At 65.5% G+C, this 18,407-nt stretch carries 18 protein-coding genes, 1 tRNA gene and 1 pseudogene; 9 read left to right on the top strand and 11 right to left on the bottom strand.

The window, feature by feature from the left end; translation table 11 throughout:
- Positions 1-391: pseudogene (locus tag VFB18_RS10170) on the top strand (carboxylate-amine ligase); the annotation flags it as partial.
- 66 nt (positions 392-457) lie between these two features.
- Here the strand turns inward: VFB18_RS10170 and VFB18_RS10175 are convergent.
- Genes VFB18_RS10175 through rpiA form a run of 3 tightly spaced genes read right to left on the bottom strand, consistent with a single transcriptional unit; the run spans position 458 to position 3,314 of the window.
- Entirely contained in the window at positions 458-1,213 is a 756-nt protein-coding gene (locus tag VFB18_RS10175) for an SDR family oxidoreductase (protein WP_324974473.1), read from the bottom strand.
- Positions 1,200-2,600, bottom strand: coding sequence for a glutathione-disulfide reductase (gene gor / locus VFB18_RS10180; protein ID WP_324974476.1), 1,401 nt, complete (start codon positions 2,598-2,600; stop codon positions 1,200-1,202). The genes VFB18_RS10175 and gor overlap by 14 nt, the downstream gene beginning before the upstream one ends.
- Before the next feature lie 6 nt (positions 2,601-2,606).
- The gene (gene rpiA / locus VFB18_RS10185; RefSeq protein ID WP_324974479.1) at positions 2,607-3,314 is read right to left on the bottom strand and encodes a ribose-5-phosphate isomerase RpiA; all 708 of its coding nucleotides are present in this window, start codon (positions 3,312-3,314) and stop codon (positions 2,607-2,609) included.
- Between the two features lie 73 nt (positions 3,315-3,387).
- Between rpiA and VFB18_RS10190 the strand changes: the two genes are divergently transcribed.
- The 3 genes from VFB18_RS10190 (at position 3,388) to VFB18_RS10200 (ending at position 4,714) form a co-directional block, all read left to right on the top strand.
- Positions 3,388-4,077, top strand: a complete 690-nt coding sequence (locus VFB18_RS10190; protein ID WP_324974481.1) for an HAD family hydrolase — start codon at positions 3,388-3,390, stop codon at positions 4,075-4,077.
- A 132-nt stretch (positions 4,078-4,209) separates the two neighbouring features.
- Positions 4,210-4,485 carry a hypothetical protein gene (locus VFB18_RS10195; protein WP_324974483.1) on the top strand — a complete coding sequence of 92 codons (276 nt, stop codon included), beginning with the start codon at positions 4,210-4,212 and terminating at the stop codon, positions 4,483-4,485.
- 153 nt (positions 4,486-4,638) lie between these two features.
- Positions 4,639-4,714 (top strand) — tRNA-Val (locus VFB18_RS10200).
- Between the two features lie 42 nt (positions 4,715-4,756).
- On the opposite strand, the gene VFB18_RS10205 is transcribed toward VFB18_RS10200, so the two are convergent.
- From VFB18_RS10205 to VFB18_RS10220, 4 genes are all read right to left on the bottom strand, one after another.
- Complete coding sequence (locus VFB18_RS10205) at positions 4,757-4,975, bottom strand: hypothetical protein (protein ID WP_324974485.1); 219 nt, start codon at positions 4,973-4,975, stop codon at positions 4,757-4,759.
- Positions 4,976-5,137: 162 nt separating this feature from the next.
- Positions 5,138-5,539 carry a DoxX family protein gene (locus VFB18_RS10210; protein WP_324974486.1) on the bottom strand — a complete coding sequence of 134 codons (402 nt, stop codon included), beginning with the start codon at positions 5,537-5,539 and terminating at the stop codon, positions 5,138-5,140.
- Between the two features lie 50 nt (positions 5,540-5,589).
- Entirely contained in the window at positions 5,590-8,784 is a 3,195-nt protein-coding gene (locus tag VFB18_RS10215; protein WP_324974488.1) for an ATP-binding protein, read from the bottom strand.
- 333 nt (positions 8,785-9,117) lie between these two features.
- Positions 9,118-10,155 (bottom strand): glutamine synthetase beta-grasp domain-containing protein, encoded by a 1,038-nt coding sequence (locus tag VFB18_RS10220; protein ID WP_324974489.1) that lies wholly within the window; start codon positions 10,153-10,155, stop codon positions 9,118-9,120.
- Positions 10,156-10,568: 413 nt separating this feature from the next.
- Here VFB18_RS10220 and VFB18_RS10225 point away from each other — a divergent pair, with 413 nt between their 5' ends.
- Positions 10,569-10,763 (top strand): DUF2735 domain-containing protein, encoded by a 195-nt coding sequence (locus tag VFB18_RS10225; protein WP_324974492.1) that lies wholly within the window; start codon positions 10,569-10,571, stop codon positions 10,761-10,763.
- Positions 10,764-10,871: 108 nt separating this feature from the next.
- On the opposite strand, the gene VFB18_RS10230 is transcribed toward VFB18_RS10225, so the two are convergent.
- From VFB18_RS10230 to VFB18_RS10240, 3 genes are all read right to left on the bottom strand, one after another.
- A complete protein-coding gene (locus tag VFB18_RS10230; RefSeq protein ID WP_324974494.1) occupies positions 10,872-12,071 on the bottom strand; it encodes a type III PLP-dependent enzyme in 1,200 nt (399 codons plus the stop codon).
- A gap of 191 nt (positions 12,072-12,262) precedes the next feature.
- On the bottom strand, positions 12,263-13,906 hold the full coding sequence (locus VFB18_RS10235; protein ID WP_324974496.1) for a caspase family protein: 1,644 nt from the start codon (positions 13,904-13,906) through the stop codon (positions 12,263-12,265).
- Positions 13,907-14,055: 149 nt separating this feature from the next.
- Positions 14,056-14,685 carry a glutathione S-transferase N-terminal domain-containing protein gene (locus VFB18_RS10240; protein WP_324974498.1) on the bottom strand — a complete coding sequence of 210 codons (630 nt, stop codon included), beginning with the start codon at positions 14,683-14,685 and terminating at the stop codon, positions 14,056-14,058.
- Positions 14,686-14,927: 242 nt separating this feature from the next.
- On the opposite strand from VFB18_RS10240, the gene VFB18_RS10245 reads away from it, so the two are divergent.
- From VFB18_RS10245 to VFB18_RS10260, 4 genes are all read left to right on the top strand, one after another.
- Positions 14,928-15,677, top strand: a complete 750-nt coding sequence (locus VFB18_RS10245; protein WP_324974500.1) for a DUF1045 domain-containing protein — start codon at positions 14,928-14,930, stop codon at positions 15,675-15,677.
- A gap of 106 nt (positions 15,678-15,783) precedes the next feature.
- The gene (locus VFB18_RS10250; protein WP_324974502.1) at positions 15,784-15,969 is read left to right on the top strand and encodes a hypothetical protein; all 186 of its coding nucleotides are present in this window, start codon (positions 15,784-15,786) and stop codon (positions 15,967-15,969) included.
- A 181-nt stretch (positions 15,970-16,150) separates the two neighbouring features.
- The gene (locus VFB18_RS10255) at positions 16,151-16,852 is read left to right on the top strand and encodes a 2OG-Fe(II) oxygenase (RefSeq protein ID WP_324974504.1); all 702 of its coding nucleotides are present in this window, start codon (positions 16,151-16,153) and stop codon (positions 16,850-16,852) included.
- A gap of 125 nt (positions 16,853-16,977) precedes the next feature.
- Entirely contained in the window at positions 16,978-17,853 is an 876-nt protein-coding gene (locus VFB18_RS10260) for an NAD(P)-dependent oxidoreductase (RefSeq protein ID WP_324974506.1), read from the top strand.
- A 12-nt stretch (positions 17,854-17,865) separates the two neighbouring features.
- Here VFB18_RS10260 and VFB18_RS10265 read toward each other — a convergent pair whose 3' ends face one another.
- Entirely contained in the window at positions 17,866-18,345 is a 480-nt protein-coding gene (locus VFB18_RS10265) for an Lrp/AsnC family transcriptional regulator (protein ID WP_324974508.1), read from the bottom strand.
- Between the last annotated feature and the right edge of the window lie 62 nt (positions 18,346-18,407).

Below are 18,407 nucleotides of genomic sequence, written 5' to 3' on the forward strand. Positions count from 1 at the left end.
GCGGCGGCAGAACCAGCGCTGGCGCCACTACCCGCCGTTCCTCATACGCGAGAACAGGTGGCGAGCGCAGCGCTATGGCGTCGAGCAGGGCCTGGTCGATTTCGGCAAAGGCGCGGTCGTGCCCTTCCCCGTTCTGCTCGAGGAGCTGTTCGATCTTGTCGCCGAGGACGCCGCCTATTTCGGCTGCGTCGCCGAGATCGCGCATGCGCGCACCATCGTCGAGCGCGGCACTTCGGCCGACCGCCAGCTCGCGCGCTTCGAGACCGTGAAGGCGCTCGGCGGCACGGATCAGGCGGCGCTCGTCGCCGTGGTCGACGAGATCATCGAGGAAACGCTTGCGGCGCCTGCGCCCGCCCCGGCGGGACCGAGTGTGTCGGCCGTTGCCTCATAGTTGTTTCGTCGCGCCCGGCCTTGGACCGGCCATGACGAGTGCGGATAAAAAAGCCCCCGCGGACGATTAAAGCGTGGTGGCCATGCCGCCGTCGACATTGAGCGCGGCCCCGGTGATGTAGGCCGCCTCGTCGGAGGCGAGGAACAGCGCCGCGTTGGCGATGTCCTGCGGCGTGCCGAAGCGCCTGAGCGGCGTCTGGGTCAGAAGCGCCTTGGCGATCATCGGATTTTGCAGATAGCGCCCGATCAGCGCGGTCTCGACATAGCCGGGTAAGAGCGTGTTCACCCGAATGCCGTAGGGCGCGTATTCGACCGCGAGGCTGCGCGAGAGAGCCGACACCGCCCCCTTGGTCGCCGAATAGACCGCCATCTGGCGGGTGTGTTTGGCCGCCATGATCGATGACAGATTGATGATCGACGCTTTGCCGGAAGCCTTGAGCAGATCGAAGGCTTCTCGCGCGCAGCGCACCGTGCCGTCGAGATTGACGGCCCACACCCGCTCCCACGCCTCGTCCGAGAGATGGCGGAAATCGGCGCGCTCGCCGACGCCCGCATTGTTGACCAGAACGTCGAGCCGGCCGTGCGTCTTGCCGATCTCCTCCATCAGCGCCTTGACCTGGCCCGTATCGGTGACGTCGACCTCGTGCGCCGAGGCCGCGCCGTTCGCCTTGACGATGGCCTCGGCCACTTCCTTGGCCGCCTCGCCGTCGCGGTCGGCGACCAGAACTCTCGCGCCCTCGCGCGCGAAGGTCTCGGCGATGGCGCGGCCGATACCTGCGCCGCCGCCGGTGACGAGCGCTATTCTGTCCTCAAGCCGCCGCATCTGACCCCGCCACCGGCGCCGGCATTTCCCATTTGTGGCGCAGCGTCACCAGCTCCTCCGCGGCAGAAGGATGGAGCGGCATGGTCTTATCGAAATCGTCCTTGGTGGCGCCCAGACGGAGCGCGATCGCAGCCATCTGCACGATCTCGGCGGCGTCGGGCCCGAGCATGTGCACGCCGAGCACCTTGTCGGTCTTCATGTCCACCACGAGCTTCATCAGCGTCTTCTCGTCGCGGCCGCTGATCATCGAGCGGAGCGGCCTGAAGCTTGTCTTATAGATGTCGATAGCGCCCTGACCTTTAAGCTCGCGCGCCTTCTCCTCGGAAAGTCCCACGGTGCCGATCTCGGGCTGCGAGAACACCGCGGTCGGAATGACGCTGTAATCGACCTTGGTCGGAGTGCCGTTGAACAGGGTCTCCGCGAACGCGTTGGCGTCGTGGATCGCGACCGGTGTCAGGTTCTTGCGGTCGGTCACGTCGCCGACGGCATAGATATTGTCGACCGAGCTCTTCGAGAACTCGTCGACCACGACCCGCCCGTTCGGCCCGAGCGCGACGCCGATCTTCTCGAGGCCGAGCCCTTGCGTGTTGGGGATGCGCCCCGTCGCCGCCATGACGAGGCCGGCAGCGACAGAATCGCCGCGCTTCAGATGGACGCGGTAGCCCTCGCCCTCCTTCGTGATCGAGGCGATTTCGGTATCCATGCGGAGATCGACGCCGCGATTGCGCATCGCCTCGGCGAGCCCGTCGCGCAGATCCATGTCGAAATCGCGCAAGACCTGATCGCCGCGATAGAGCACGGTGACCTTCACCCCGAGCCCGTTGAAAATCGAGGCGAACTCCATGCCGATATAGCCCGCCCCGATAATCACGAGGCTCGCGGGCAGCTTCTCGAGCAGGAAGCACTCGTTGGACGTGATGAGATGCTCCCGCCCCGGAACGTCGGGGATCACGGGGTGCGAGCCGGTGGCGACAAGAATGGTCCTGGCCGAGATCGTGCCGTCGCGATCGGCGAGCCTTATGGTATTGGCGTCCTCGAGCACGGCGCGGGTGAGGAAGCGGGCGACGCCTGCCTTCTCGAGCGTGCGGGTATAGACTCCGTTCAGGCGGTCGACTTCGCGCCTGACATTGCCGATCAGCGTCGGCCAGTCGAAGGCAAGCTTGTCGCAAGCCCAGCCGAAGCCGCGCGCGTCGCGGAATTCGCTGCCGTAGCTGCTGCCGTAGACCAGCAGCTTCTTCGGCACGCAGCCGCGGATCACGCAGGTGCCGCCGATGCGATATTCCTCGGCGATGGCGACGCGCGCGCCAAGCTCGGCGGAGAGGCGCGCGGCGCGGACCCCGCCCGAGCCCGCGCCGATGACGAAAAGGTCGTAATCGTACTCGCTCACGTGAGGTCAGGCTCCCGGGCGGCGCAACAGCTTGATCCCGCCGCTTCCCGCCACGATAGCCAAATCGGCGAGCCCGAGAAACAACCCGTGCTCGACCACGCCCGGAACGCGCTTGAGCGCGAAGGCGAGCACCTCGGGCTCGAGAATGGCCCCGAACGCGCAATCGAGGATCAAATTGCCCTGATCGGTGACGAAGGGCGCCTGCCCCACTCCGGGGCGCAACCTGATCTCCCCGTGGCAGCCGGCCTCGACCGCAATCGCCTCGACGAGCCGCATGGTCGCAAGCAGCCCGAAGCGGACCACCTCGACCGGAAGCGGAAAGGCGCCGAGCGTCTTGACCAGCTTGCTCTCGTCGGCGATCACCACCATCCGGTCCGACGCGGTGGCCACGATCTTCTCGCGCAGCAGCGCGCCGCCGCCGCCTTTGATCAGGCGAAGCTCGGCATCGATCTCGTCGGCCCCATCGACGGTGAGATTGAGCTCGGGCGTCTCGTCGAGAGTGGAAAGCGGGATGCCGAGCTTCTCCGCCTGGAGCCGCGTCGCTTCCGAGGTCGGCACGCAGATCACGCGCAAGCCGGCCGCGACCCGCTCGCCGAGAGCGGCCACGAACCGCGCTGCGGTCGAGCCCGACCCGAGTCCGAGCCGCATGCCGTCCTCGACCAGGTCGAGCGCGGCGCGGGCGGCCTCTTCCTTGAGCTCGTCTGCCTTGAGCAAGGAGCCCCCTTTCGCTTGCCTTCAACTACGCTGCCGCTTGCCAGGCCGCAAGCCGCCGTGTGACAGAGTGGCAATGTTGGAGAACACGACCATCGTCTTCGACCTCGACGGAACGCTCGTCGATACCGCGCCGGACCTGACCCACGCTCTGAACTATGCGCTCGCCCGCGCCGGCCATCCTCCCGTCTCGGCCGAAACGGTGCGCTCGCTTGTCGGCATGGGCGCCCAGGTGATGATCGCGGAGGGGTTGCGCCGGGCCGGCGTCACCGCCGACCTCAACGCCATGTTCGGCGACTTCCTCGTCCATTACGAGGCGAACATCGCCAAGGAGAGCCGGCCCTTCCCCGGCGCCGTCGCGGCGCTCGAGCGCCTGCGCCAGGACGGCGCCCGGCTCGCCGTGTGCACCAACAAACGTGAATCTCTCTCCCGGCGGCTCCTGCAAGCGCTTGATCTTGAAGGTTATTTCAGCGCGATCGCGGGCCGCGACACGTTCGCCGTGGCGAAGCCCGACCCCGGCCATCTGACGGGTGCGATCCGCCTTGCCGGCGGCGACCCCTCCCGCGCCGTCATGATCGGCGACAGCGATGTCGATGTCAGGACAGCGAAGGCGGCCAAGGTGCCGGTGGTTCTCGTGAGCTTCGGCTATTGCGGCCCTCCGCCGTCGCTCCGGCCCGAGTCGGTCATCGATCATTTCGATCAGCTCGATGCGAGCCTCGCCGCGCTCCTTGCTTCGCGCCGCCGCGCCGCCCCGCAATCCGCCTAAATCCCGCCAAAGATCGGTCCTAATGCAGCGCCGCTCTCATCGAAGAGCCAACGAACAGCCATAGTCGAAGCGCACACCTTTTATCGTCCCCCCATATCGGACCAATCGATTTATCTTCAAGGAGAGACGGGAATGCTTAGACGTGTCGCGATCGGCGCCGCCCTGGCGTGCATCCTGGGAGGGACTGCCTACGCGGTCGACGAGAATGTCGACAACGCGTGCACCGAGCAGCTGAGCGCAGCCGAAGAGGCGGTGCAGAACAAGATCGACGCGAACGCCTTGAGCGACGACGAGGCCGAGCAGGTGAACCAGCTCCTCGATCAGGCCGACGCGCTTTGCACCGAGGGGAACTTCAAGGACGCAAGCGCGGCTCTGGCTCAAGTCAACGGGCTCATCGGCAAGAAATAGATTTCGCGCAAGGACGGCCCGGCTTCGTGCCGGCAGCGATCAGGCAGGCGCACCGCCTGGGAGCAGGCGTGCCCTGGCGAGCGAGTTTTTGCCCGTCGCCCACCTTCCTTGACTTCGCTTGGGCCCAATCGCTAAATCAACGAGACCTTTAGCGGGCGGTTAGCTCAGCTGGTAGAGCACTGTGTTCACATCGCAGGGGTCACTGGTTCGAGTCCAGTACCGCCCACCATCGCCTCTTGCCCACACCCATATCGGGCGAGCCGGCGGCGCCTCAGCTCTCGTCGAGGCCCGAGGCCGCCTTCTTGAACAGGTGGCGCGCCTTGCGCACGATCTCCTCTTCGATTTGCTTGCGCGGCAAGCGCGAGGTGGTGCGGTAGGAGAACACCGCGACGGCTAGGGTCTCGCCGCCGTCGTCGTCCGTGTCGCGAAGCTCGACATAGGCGCGCTGCGTCTCGCGATCGTACTGCGCGTGGACCAGTCTGAACGCCACCTCTGCCCCCAACCCAAAGGACCTCGGCCGAAGGTTGAGCCGAGCCGCGCAAGCCAAGGAAGGCCCATTGCTAATGATGCTATGTGACAGTGATGTCACAAAGCCACTTTGGGCCCCGGTGCTCCGCGCTTTTTTTGCGATCAGACTTGCGGCCCGCGACGATCAGCTCCGCCCTCGCCACAAGGCATCGACGCTCCATGGGCCACCGCCCGCCGCCGCGAGATAGAGGAACACGAAGCAGTAGAGGATTGCCGCGTCTCCACCGTTGACCACGGGATAAAAACTCTGCGGGGCGTGCACCATCCAATAGCCGACCGCCATCTCGCCCGACAGGATAAAGGCGACGCAGCGCGTGAAGATGCCGGGGATGAGCAGCGCGCCACCGACGAGCTCAAGCATACCCGCGACCCAGGCCAGCGACAGCAAGGGCGCTCCCGAATGGTCCGAAGGCGGAAAGCCGAGCAGCTTCGTGCTTCCGTGCTCGAAGAAGAGCAGCGCTGCGACGATGCGCAGAACGCTCAACAGGCGCGGCGCCCAAACCGTCTCAAGCGTGTCGATGGTCATGCTGGTTACCCTCCCCCGTTCTGCAACAATGGTCGGGCCGGAATGATCCGCTAAAGCGCGGCATCAATGCGGCCGACGAGGCTCTTGGCGCCGATCTCCTCGGCAATCGCGCGGGCTTCGTCGAGCAGCTTGCGCGCGGCATCCGGCCGCCGCCCCGCCTCGGCAAGCCGCCCGAGCCCGGCAAGGCCTTGCGCCAGAATGCCCGGGGCGTCCGCTTCGCGCGCACAGCGCACCGCCGCCTCGAAATGCCGCCGCGCGCGCCGCCTTGCGCCGGGGATCGCGCGCACGAAGAAGCTCGCGTTTTGCCTGAGCGCCCGCGCCGGCGGCGCCTTCGCGTTGGCGAGCGAAAGATAGGTCTGCCCGAGCGCAAGGTGCCCCGCCGCGACCATGCGCTTGTTGCTCCAGGCGGCGAAGCGGGCAAGCGTGTTTCCGAGATCGGCGACGCCTCTCGCGTAGTCTCCCGACTGCACCATGGCGACACCACATGGGATCTCGATCGTTGCGAGCTGCACGAGATAGCTCGCCTCGATGACCTCGCGGCGGAGTCTTTCGAGCAGGTTCAGGCCTTCCGCCGCCCGTCCCGCGCCGGCCAGCACCACGCCTTGCGCACTCTCGGCCATGATGCGCTCGAAATGGCCGTGCGAGGTGCCTACGGCGAGCTTGGCATCGACCAGCGCCTTCTCATGGTCCCCGGCAAAGGAGGCTGCCGTCGCCGAGCACACCCAGCCGAGCGACTGCGCCGGCGGATAGCGCCTGCGCCGACCGAGCTCGATCAGCTTCGCCGCCCACTTGGCCGCGAGCGCCGCGTGGCCCCGCTGCACGGCGTCGGTGCTAAGCAGGAAATAGGTCAGCGTCTCGAGATAAGGATCCTTGAGCCGGTCGGCGGCTTGCAGCACCCGCTTGGCCATCGTCTCGATCGCATCTGCAGGCCGCCCGTCGGGCGTGACCATATAGAGCCACATCTGGTCCCACATCGCATAGGCGATGCATTCCTCGTCCTCGAGCGCCTCGCCGATCGCGCGCGCGCGGTCGAGGACGCGCTCCGCTTCGTCGAAGCGCGCGGCATTGAGATAGGCCTCGCCGAGCCAGGCCAGGATGCGCGACAATTCCCGGCTGTCGCCCGCCGCTTCGATCCGCGTCCGGTATTTCTCGGCGAAGGTGCGCATGCCGATGAAGTCCGCCTCCCAGCAGCATACCAGCAGCCGGTCGACCACGATCTCGGCGAGCTCTTGGTCGCCCGCGCAGTCCGGCTCCTCGGCGATCCTGGCGAGCGCCCGGTCGAGATAGGACTGCGCCTCGGCGAGCGAAAAGACGCGCAGGCTCTTCTTCGCCGCGAGCGCGAGATACTTCACCGCTTTGTCCGCGCGCTCGGTGCGCGCATAGTGGTGGGCGAGGATGTCGGCGATCTCCGGGGCCTTGTCGCCGTAAAGCTCCTCGAGCGCCTCGGCCGCCTTCCCGTGCAGCACCGCCCGCTGCGGCGTGAGCAGGGAGCCATAAAGCGCGTCCTGGATCAGCGCGTGCCTGAAGGCGTAGTCCGCCGTACTCTCGCCGAAGTCGCGCTCGACGCGGAAGATGATCCCGTCATGCTCGAGCTGCGGCAACAGGGTCACCAGCTTGCCGTTGATCTCGGCGACCTGCTTGGCGAGCGCCATGGGGAATTGCCGGCCGAGCACCGACGCCGCCTGCAGGAAGGCGATGGTGTCCCGCCCGAGCCTATGGACGCGGTCCATGATCAGGTTCTCGAGGCTCGTGGGAATATCGTCGAAATCGCCGCTAGAGCCGCCGAAACTCGCATCGGCCACCCGTTCGCTCTGGCCCCCCTTCTGCGACAGATAGCTTGCGAACTCCTCGGCGAAGAGTGGATTTCCTTCCGACTTGGCGACGCCGAGCTCGAGCAACTCCGCGGGCAGCGCCTGTCCCTCGAGCCGCTCCCTGATGATCTCGGTCGCGATCACGTTGGTGAGCGCGTTGAGCCTGAGCTCAGGTGTCCCCTCGGCAAGGGCGAACACCGGCTCGAACTGCGGCCGGAAGCTGCACAGAAGCAGGAGCGGCTCGTCGGTCGCGCTCTTGACGATGTCGTCGAGCACGCCTTGCGAGGCGGAGTCGATCCAGTGCAGGTCCTCGACCACCATCACCACTGGGCGTCCGAGACGGCAGAGCGCGAAGATGAACCGGCGCATCGCCTCGCGCGTGTTGAGGCCCGTGAGCTCCGAGGCGGGCAGCGCGAGCGCCTCGCCCGAGCCGCCGCCGATCACGAGATCGAGCAGATAGGGAAGTGTCGCATCCTGATCGAGCTTGAGCTGGCGAAGGCCGTCCTTGAGCTTCGCTTCCGCCAAGTCGCGCGAGGCATCGGCCGGGACTCCGAACCATCCCCGCATCATCTCGATGAAGGGCAAGAACGGAACGTTGGTGCCCTCGGGGCGGCAGATCGCCTCGAGCAGAAGGACCGGCTCCTCGTGCAGGGATTCGGTGAATTCGAAGATCAGCCGCGACTTGCCGAGCCCGGCATCGCCGATCACGTTGACCCGGCGAAAGCGGCCCTGCTTGGCCACGTTCCAATGCTCGCGCAACAGCGCAAGCTCGGCCTCGCGGCCGCGCAATCGCGTCAAGCCGTGCCGGCGCTTGGCGCCGAAACGAGTGACGCCCGAGCGCAGCGCGTCGAGCCGGTAGACGCCGATCGCTTTCGCCTTGCCGTTGAACTGGCGCGTGCCGAGGAAGGTGGTCTCGATGAAGCCGTCGACGAGGTCGAACGTCGCCTTGGTGATGCACACCGAGCCGGGCTCGGCCGAAGCCTGAAGCCGTGAGGCGACGTTCACCGTGTCGCCGAGGGCGCTGTAGGCGATCGGCGCGCCTTCGCCGATCTGCCCGATCACCGCGGGGCCGCTGTGGATGCCGATGCGAAGCTTGGGGCTGACCCCGTAGGCGGACTCAAGCTCGCCATGCAGGCGCGCCACGCGGTCCTGGATGTCAAGGGCGGTGCGGCAAGCCCTGAGCGCCGCGTCCTCCATGGCGACCGGCGCGCCGAACACCGCCATGAGGCCGTCTCCGGCGAAGTCCTGCACCACGCCGCCCTGGGCCTGGATGGCCTTGGCTTGCTCGCCCGCAATGCGGCGGGTCAGCGCGAAGATCTGCTCTTCGCTCAGGCTCTCGCTCAGAGCGGTGAAGTCCACCATATCGGTGAACATAACGGTCAGATGGCGCCGCTCGCCCCCCATGCGCAGAGGAGCGGTTGACCCTCGTGCCATGACCCTGACGCCCTCCCCTGAGCGCGCTGCGTTCTCTGCCTGCCAGTCTTGGAACCGTTTATCACGAGAATCGGACAGGCTGGCGGCCACCATCCCGTCACAGCATAGCAGATTGCCCACGCGTCTTCGACGGGCGGCGGAATCGGCAATCCACCGCCGCAACATGGCCTTAACCGGCACCGCTTGAGAGCGCGTGATAAGGCCAATGCGTGCCGGCGCAGGCGCTCCGCCTGACCGGTATCGCTCCCGCCGCAAACAGAAATCCTGGCGGCACGTGGAGCGGATCGGAGCCGCTCACGCCATCGCCAGGACTTCTGCCCCCGAGATCTGACGTCAGGCGGCGGCGCTGACCTGAGGCATCGGCACCGAGGCGATCGTCTTCAGGACTTGCGAGGCGATCTGATAGGGGTCGCCTTGCGAGTTCGGCCTGCGGTCTTCGAGATAGCCGCGGTAGCCGTTGTTGACGAAGCTGTGCGGCACGCGGATCGATGCGCCACGGTCGGCGACGCCGTAGCTGAAGGTATGGATCGACGCCGTCTCGTGCTTGCCGGTCAGCCGCATGTGGTTGTCGGGGCCGTACACGGCGATGTGCTCGGCGCGATTGGCTTCGAACGCTTTCATCAGCGCCTCGAAATACTCCTTGCCGCCCACCTCGCGCATATACTTGGTCGAGAAGTTGCAATGCATGCCCGAGCCGTTCCAGTCGGTGTCGCCGAGCGGCTTGCAGTGGAACTCGATGTCGATGCCGTACTTCTCGGTGAGACGGAGCATCAGGTAGCGCGCCATCCACATTTGGTCAGCGGCGGTCTTGGAGCCCTTGCCGAAGATCTGGAACTCCCACTGGCCCTTGGCCACCTCGGCGTTGATGCCTTCGTGATTGATCCCGGCGGCGAGGCAGAGGTCGAGATGCTTTTCGACGATCTCGCGCGCGACGTCGCCGACGTTCTTGTAGCCGACGCCGGTATAGTAAGGACCCTGCGGCGCTGGGTAGCCCGACGGCGGGAAGCCGAGCGGGCGGCCGTCCTTGTAGAAGAAATATTCCTGCTCGAAGCCGAACCAGGCGTCGGGATCATCGAGGATGGTGGCGCGCTTGTTAGAGGGATGCGGCGTCTTGCCGTCCGGCATCATTACCTCGCACATGACGAGGACGCCGTTGGTCCGCGCCCCGTCAGGATAGACCGCGACCGGCTTGAGCACGCAATCAGACGAATGACCCTCGGCCTGCATCGTCGAGCTTCCGTCGAAACCCCACAGCGGAAGCTCGCCGAGCGAAGGGAACGAGTCGAATTCCTTGATCTGCGTTTTGCCGCGCAGGTTGGGCGTGGGCGTATATCCGTCGAGCCAAATGTACTCGAGCTTGTACTTCGTCATCGCTGCTCTCTCTCGATCTGTTGAGGCAAGAAGGTTGGGATCCCCTGAAGCCGCCTCCGCCGCCTGGCGGCCAATAGCCCGACCTCCAAGCATCAACCATGCCAAGGCGGTAACATCGCCTTCGGCACGCGCACGGTGTGCAACGCGCTGCGTGCCGTGACTCACGTCATTCAATCGCAAACGAGGAAATGCGCGGGGTTGCGCGCATCGAAACCGGCGTCTCGCCTGGGAACTGAGCGATTGCTTCGATGCGGTAGCTCGACTGGCGCGCGCATGAGCAAACCGGCGACTGCTGAAATGATAGTCACGTCGCGACTTTCTTGTGCAGTCGCCCTTGCGACTCGGAGCGAGCGGGACCTTATTTGTGATCCGTGCTCGAACGCGCGGGGCCACATCAACCGATGGAGACACCCATGATGGAAAGTCCGGATCGGCACTCTGCCGAGATCTTGCCATTCCCGGCCGGCGGTCGCACGGGCCTCGGCGGCCGAAGCGGCGATGCGAGGGCCGCGGAGACATCCGATACGCCGCGCACCGCCAAGTTCGTGAGCGGCGCCTGGTATCACGAAGAGGCCATCGAAGAGGCTCGCCGTGGCCGTAAGCTCTGACGCCGATGCCTGTCCGGGCAAGCCCGGACGACGCGCAAGCGGCGTGAGAAGAGAAGAGGGCCAACTTTCGCAAGTTGGCCCTCTTTCGTTTGTGGTTGGCTCCGCAGTTTAAGCCAAGGCGGACTTGAGCATTTCGTCCTGCTCTTTCTCGCTGGCCCCTTGCTCGGCATACATGGACAGCATCGGCTCGTCCGTCAGCATCACTTCATCATATTCGCCGAACCCGTTGAAACGAGTCGCCATCACCCGCCCGTAGGCGCCGATCTGCCCGATCTCGATATAGTCGCCCTCGCGCGCGCAGTCGGGCAGCACGAACGGTCCGGGCATCTGGTCGTCGCTGTCGCAGGTCGGGCCGTACAGGGTGAATTCGGCGAGTTCCTTCGGCTTGCGGCGCGTGCTCGGGATGAGCTTCGCCGGGAAGCGGAAGCCGAGATAGGCGGCGTCGAACAGCGTGCCGAAGGCGCCGTCGTTGACGTAGAGCGCGCGGTCGCGTCGCGCATCGACGCGAACGATGACCGACTCGGCCTCGGCCACGAGCGCGCGGCCCGGCTCGCAGAGGAGCTCGCAGGAATGCTTGACGGCAAGCTCATCGGCGGCGCGCACCACCTCCTCCATATAGCTCGAGAGCTCGGGCGGATCTGAGTGCGGATAGCGGCTCGGAAAGCCGCCGCCGATGTCGACGGCGTCGACCATCACGCCCGAGGTCACGATGAGCTGCCCGATCTGCCTCAGCGCCTCGCCGAAGGCGGCCGGGACGACCGCCTGGGAGCCGACATGGAAGGTGATGCCGAGTCTCCGCGCGATCTGCCGCGCGCGCAAGAGAAGCGCGGGCGCCGCCTGTGGCGAGGCTCCGAACTTGCCCTCGAGCGGGATCAGGCTGTGGGTGTTGGGACAGGCGACGCGGAGATAGAGGTCGAGGTCGCGCGCCTCTCCCGTCTCCTGCACGATCTTGTCGAGCTCGTCGTCGCTGTCGAAGGCGAAGCTCCTCACCCCAAAGTCGCTATAGGCGCGGGCGATCGCGCCGCGCGACTTGACCGGGTTCATGAAGAAAAGCTCGGCGTCCTCGACCGGCGCGAGCCGCTCGATCTCGACCAGCGAGGCGACGTCGAAGGCGCGGATGCCGGCGTCGGTCAGGGCCTCGATGATCTCGGGCGCGTCGTTGGCCTTGGCGGCGTAGAGCACGCGGCCGGGGAAATTGGCGATGAACCAGCGTGCCGCGCGGAACGCGGCGTGGGGTCTTAGAGCGAGGACCGGCCGCTCCGGTCGGCGCCGACGCAGAAACTCCGCGGCAGAAGTGAAAACGTCCATCCCATGTCTACTCCCACACGAGATTGCCGATGTCAGTTGCTGCCCTTGAGCGATAGCGCCTACGAGCGTTTCGTCCCGTATGCAATCCTGCCGTCAATGTAAAGCGGTTTTCGCACGCGGCCCCAACAATCTGTCGCGCTTAGCCGCTGACGCTGTGGACGGCGCGGGCGCTTGCCCAATTGCGCGCCAGATCAGTTTGCCGCGCGCGCGGCCGGGCCCGAACTTGTGAGCACGCTCGCTGCGCCGCTCGAATAGGTCGGATTCTGTAGCAGTCCGAACGTCTTGCGCGCCGCGAGCCGCACCATGGCGCCGGTGTAGGCATAGATCTCGGTGGCGTCGATCTGGCCGTCGCCGTTGCCGACCGGCGACAAATCGGCGCTCCCCGCCATGGCCTCGATCAGATAGCGCGTGAAAAGCCCGATGTCGTAGTTGGTGTCGACGAGTCGCCTCTGGCCGCGGTCGGCGGCGAGAATCACCGCGAGCCCCGCCACTGGCTTTGGCGGCAGCGCCGAGGTGACGGTCTCGGGCAGATTGGGTGGCAAAAGATAGGGGCTGTGGTCGCGCCCAAACTCGGTCTCGAGCAGAAGCAGCACCGATTTCGCGCCGAGCTTGGCGAGGTTGGCATAGAGCGTCGACAGCTTATAGCCGCCGATCTCGTCGCGATAAGGCTGCGTATCCACCGGCAAGAGATAGGTCTCGCCGTGGGTGCTGTCGGTCGCGCCGTGCCCCGAATAGTAGACCAGCACCTTGGCGTCGGGATGGGCGCGCACGAGACGGGCGAGATCCCCATCGGACCCCGGCTCGGCGCCGAACAGCCTCTCGAAATCGGCCTTCTTGGCATCGCGCAAGTCGACGATGTTGTCCTGGCGGAAGCCGAGATGCTCGGTGAGGAACGAGTACATGGCGCCGGCGTCGTTGCGCGACGTCTCGCTCGGCGCGAGCTTGTCGTAGCTCCGGTTGCCGATGATCACCGCAATGGCGTTCTCGTCCTCGGGCTCGGGCGGCAGCGCGCGATAGAGCTCGCGCGTGCGCGTGAAGACCTTGAGATTGGGCGTCGGAATGAAGGCGACATGACGCGGCAATTGCAGCGCGGGCTTGGCGCAAAGGCTCAAGTGGCCGGACCGCTCGATCCGCTGCACGTCTTCGAGCGTGAGGTGGCTGTCGACGGTGATGCACACCGTGCACCAGACGATGCCCGCCTTTTTCTGCAGATCGTCGAGCTGGGACTGCGGCAGCCCTTTCGGGGCGGGCAGGCAATTATTGTCGCAACGCGGCACGGCGACGGCAGTCCCGTGCGCCCGATGCAGCAGGGCGATGAGGTCGTCGGGCAGGCAGTCGATGGGAAGCCGTGGCGCCGGGAGCGAAGCGTTTTCGGCGCCGGCGGCGGGAAAGGCGGCCGCGGGCGGGCCCTCGGAGGTCGTGGGCGTCGTCGCGGCGGTCGTCATAGGCGCGGCCGTGTCGAGGGTCTTGCACAGCTCGCCCATCTTCTTCTGGACAGTCGGCGAGGTGAGATCGCTGTAGCCTTTGAGATCGTGGTCGCGCTTGAAGAGCCAATAGGCGCTCCATGTTGCTTTGCCGCGCTTGCCGTCGATCTCGCCGTTGTAATAACCGAGTTCAGTGAGGCAGCGTTGCGCCCGCGCGATGGCCTGGACCTGCTCCTCCGGAAGCCCGACCGGCGTTTTGGGGGTATTGGCGACCGGGTCGGCGACAGCGGTCTTGACCTCCGCGGAGCCGGGCGGCTCGGCGCGCGACGTTCCCGCGAGCGTCGCGGGCCCCGCGATTGCGACCGCGAGCGCAAGAGCAAGGCTCCGCGCCCCTCCTCGTCTCCCCGCCATCGAAGACCTCAACGCTCAGGCGCTCCTCGGCGCAACGCGAGCACGCCTTACGCTATCACATCTGTTTCGTAGGACCAGAGCCTCGCCGCGTCGTCCACCGCTCGAAACGATGTTCACCGCGAAATGGCGGGACCCTGGGCGGGCGCCGATCACGGCAATGGAATTGCTCGACCTTCCTTCAGCACGTCCCAGCCCCGCTTGACCGCAGGCCGCTCGGCAATGGCGCGGTACCAGCGCATCACGTTGGGATGGGCGGCAAATTCGACCGTCTGCCAGGCGAAACGCGAGATCCAGGGCCAGATGGCGATGTCGGCGATCGAATAGTCGCCCGCGACGTACTCGACCTCTCCGAGGCGCCGGTCCAGCACCCCCCACAGCCGCTTCGCTTCCTTGGCGTAGCGCTCCTCGGCGTAGGCGCTTCTGCCAGGATTGAACTTCACGAAATGATGCACCTGGCCGAGAAAGGGCCCGATCCCTCCCATCTGCCACATCAGCCACTCGACCACCCGCCATTTGGTGGGGAAGTCCTGCGGCCAGAGCCTGCCGGTCTTCTCGGCGAGATAGAGCAGGATCGCACCCGATTCCATCAGATGGAGCCCGTTGTCGGTATCGACGATGGCCGGGATCTTGTTGTTGGGCGCGATCTTGAGGAAGGCGGGATCGAACTGCTCGTCCTTGAGGATATTGATGGGGTGGGCGCGGTAGGGAAGGCCAACCTCCTCCAACATGATCGACACTTTCTGCCCGTTCGGCGTCGTCCAGGTGTAAAGCTCGATCATCGCCCCCCTCGCTCGATTGCAGGCTCCAATGCGCGCCGACGCATGGGCGCGAAAGCATGCCTTGTCAAAGACATGCTGCCGCAGGCGCGCGCTCAATCGAAAGCAGGAAAAATTTGATTCACCAAGTATTCATTCCTTGGCCTCCCTATCGCCAAGAACATGTCGCTCCCGCGCCACAGGGAAGTGGTAGCGGAAGATATGCGCGCCAGCCGTTCAAACGTGCGCGCCTTAGGGAGGAATCGATGCTCAATTGCGCCCACCTGGAGAACGACCGCAAGGACGTTGCGACCAGCCGATCGAGCTTCGCCCGCTACGCGATCTTCTACACGCCACAGCCCGGCAGCGCGCTTGCCGCCTTCGGGCGCTCGTGGTTCGGCCGCGCCAACGACGGCGCCACCTTGCAGGCCTTCTCCGACTCCGGCCTGTCCGGCACGGGCTTCGCCAAGGTCCCACAGGTGCCCGGCCGCTATACCGGTCTGCACGCTCAGTTCAGGGCGCCGTTTGCGCTCCGTGACGGCATCGGGCTCGAGGCGTTGAAGCAGCGCCTGATCAGCTTCGCCACGCGGAGAAAGACCGCCGAAACCGGCCCGCTGACGCTCGCGCGCGAGGGCCGCTCCCTCGTGTTGCGCCCGGTCGAGCCTACGCCGACGCTCGAATGGCTCGCCGCGCAATGCGTGGCGGCCTTCGAGGATCTCGCCGCGGCGCCGAGCGAGGCGGAGCGCGCGGCGCACGCGAGCCCCAATCTCACCGACTATCAGCGGCTCCTCCTCGAAAGCTTCGGCGATCCTCATGTGTTGAGCGAATATCGCTTCTACATCACGCTCACCGGCCCGCTCGACAAGACGCATCTGGAGCGCGTGTCGCAGGCGCTTTGGCCTGTGCTCGAGGAGATCTGCAACACCGGCGTCACGATCGACGGTCTGTCGCTATTCGGCGATTCAGGCGGGCGAACGCCGATGCGCATGATCGGCCGCTACCGGCTCGGCGCCTGACCCTCCCCCCAACAAGGCCTTGCGGGTCCGACTGCCCGCAAGGCCTAAGTTTTGACACATCGCTTGGCGAGGCTCTTCCGAGCTGGGGAGAGCACGGGGGGTTCCAATGCCGGATTACAGGGAAATCCTGTCGTTTCTCGCCGCCAATCCCCCTCAACTCGAGGATGAGCGGGAGCTGCATGCCTCACTGCTCGAGCTCCTCGCCAAATGCCTGCGCCATCCGGAGCTTGCGGCCGACATAGAGGTCGAAGACCTGCCGGCCGGGCATTTTCGTTGGATGAATGTCAATTGAGGCGTCACGCCGCTCGCGGCACAGAGCCTTGGCAAGGCTTGGATCGGCCGGGAAGAAGCTTTTCGGCCCTTGGAGTTTGCCTGGGCTAGGCTTGGGGTGGTATTTGAACCGTTGAGATGGGGGCCGGCTGGGCGCTGGATGGCCAGCACTCTACACCAGTTCTAGGAAGTGGACGGGGATCATGAGGGAAAGCGTCGCGGTCAAGCATCCGATCGGTCGTAACAGGCCAAGCACGGCGGCCGATATCGTCACGAGCTTCATAAGAAGCGTCGATACCGCCAAGAAATCCGAACGGCCCTATCCGAATTGGGCGCTCGAGCACTGCTTCCCCGTCGATACCGTCGAGGACATCCTGGCGCTCCCCTTCGAGCCGCCCTCCCTCGACGGCGTTTCCGGCAAGCGCGAGCTGCACAACAATACCCGCAAATATTTCGACGTCGACAATCGCAAGCGCTTCCCGGTGTGCGAGGCGGTGGCGCAAGCCTTCCAGGACAAGCGCGTGACGGGCCATATCGAAAAGGTCTTCGGCACAGATCTCGGTGGGACCTATCTCCGCATCGAGTTCGCCCAGGACATCGACGGCTTCTGGCTCGAGCCGCACACCGATCTCGGGGTGAAGGTCTTCACTATGTTGCTCTATCTGTCGACGGACCCGAGCCATAAGGACCTCGGCACCGACATCTACGACATTAACAAGCAGCACGTCGGCCGCTCGGCCTTCGCCTCGAACGCGGCCATGGTGTTCGTGCCGTCGAACGACACCTATCACGGCTTCGAGAAGCGGCCGATCAAAGGCGTGCGCACCTCGCTCATCATCAACTACGTCACCAATGAGTGGCGCGCGCGCGAGCAGCTGTCCTTCCCCGACGCCCCGATCGCCTAGGCTTCGAACGCCTTCGGTCCAGTTTAAGCGTCATGCCCGGCCTTGTGCCGGGCATCCACGTTTTGGCACAACAAAAGTCTAGATGGCGGCCACAAGTTCGGCGGACGACCGGCTAAGGATATCGCATGAGCAAAATCGCCTTTATCGGGCTCGGCGTGATGGGCTTCCCCATGGCCGGGCACCTGAAGACGCGCGGGGGACACGACGTCGTCGTGTTCAATCGCACGCGCAAAAAGGCCGAAGACTGGGTCGCCCGCTTCGGCGGACGGCTGGCCGCGACCCCGGCCGAAGCGGCAGACGGCGCCGAATTCGTCTTCACCTGCGTCGGCAACGACGAGGACCTCCGCTCGGTGACGCTTGGGCCTCAAGGCGCCTTCCGCTCGCTCGGCAAGGGCGCCGTCCATATCGACCACACCACCGCCTCGGCCAAAATCGCCCGCGAGCTTCATGCGGCGGCGAAGGCGCTGGGCGCAGGCGCGCTCGATGCACCGGTTTCCGGCGGCCAGTCCGGCGCCGAGAGCGGCACTCTCACGGTCATGGTCGGGGGCGATGCGGAGGACTTTCGCAAGGCTCAGCCGGTGATCGGGACTTATGCCCGCGCCGTCAATCTGATTGGCCCCTCTGGCTCGGGCCAGCTCACCAAGATGGTCAATCAGATCTGCATCGGCGGGCTCATTCAGGCCCTCGCCGAAGCGCTGCATTTCGGCCTGCGCGCCGGTCTCGACATGGAAAAGGTGATCGCCACCATCTCCAAGGGCGCCGCGCAGTCCTGGCAGATGGACAATCGGTGGCGCACCATGATCGAGGGCAAGTTCGATTTCGGCTTTGCCGTCGACTGGGTGCGCAAGGATTTCGCGCTTTTGCTCGAGGAGGCGAGGAGCAACGGCGCGAGCCTCCCCGTCACCGCGCTGGTCGATCAGTTCTACGCCGAGATTCAAGCGATGGGCGGCCGCCGCTGGGACACATCGAGCCTGATCGCCCTGCTCGAACGCAAGCACTGACGGAGCTCCGGCCTAGGCCCGTTTTTCCTCAGTGGCGTATTCGAGCGGCACAGCCGTCGTGTACTTGATCTGCTCCATGGCGAACGCCGAGCTCACGTCGGACAGTTCGATGCGCGAAATGAGCTTCTTGTAGAACTGGTCGTAGCGCTCGATGTCGGGCACCACCACGCGCAAGAGATAGTCGACCTGCCCGCTCATGCGGTAGAACTCCACCACTTCGGGGAAGTCCTTGAGCGCCTCGTGGAAGCGCTCAAGCCATTCCTGCGTGTGATGGCTCGTGGTGATCGAGACGAACACCGTCACCCCGACATTGACCTTCTTGGGATCGAGCAACGCCACGCGGCGCTGGATGACGCCGAGCTCTTCGAGCTTCTGGATCCGGCGCCAGCAGGGCGTCGTCGACAGCCCCACCTGCTTGCCGATCTCGGCGACCGGGAGCGTGCAGTCCCTCTGAAGGATGTCGAGGATTTTGCGATCCATCCGGTCGAGCATGGCGGTCCTGACAATATTTTTTCTGGAATCTAGCATACCCGGGAACCCATTTCCATATCCCT

The organism is Methyloceanibacter sp., assembly GCF_035650995.1.
Lineage (GTDB): Bacteria > Pseudomonadota > Alphaproteobacteria > Rhizobiales > Methyloligellaceae > Methyloceanibacter.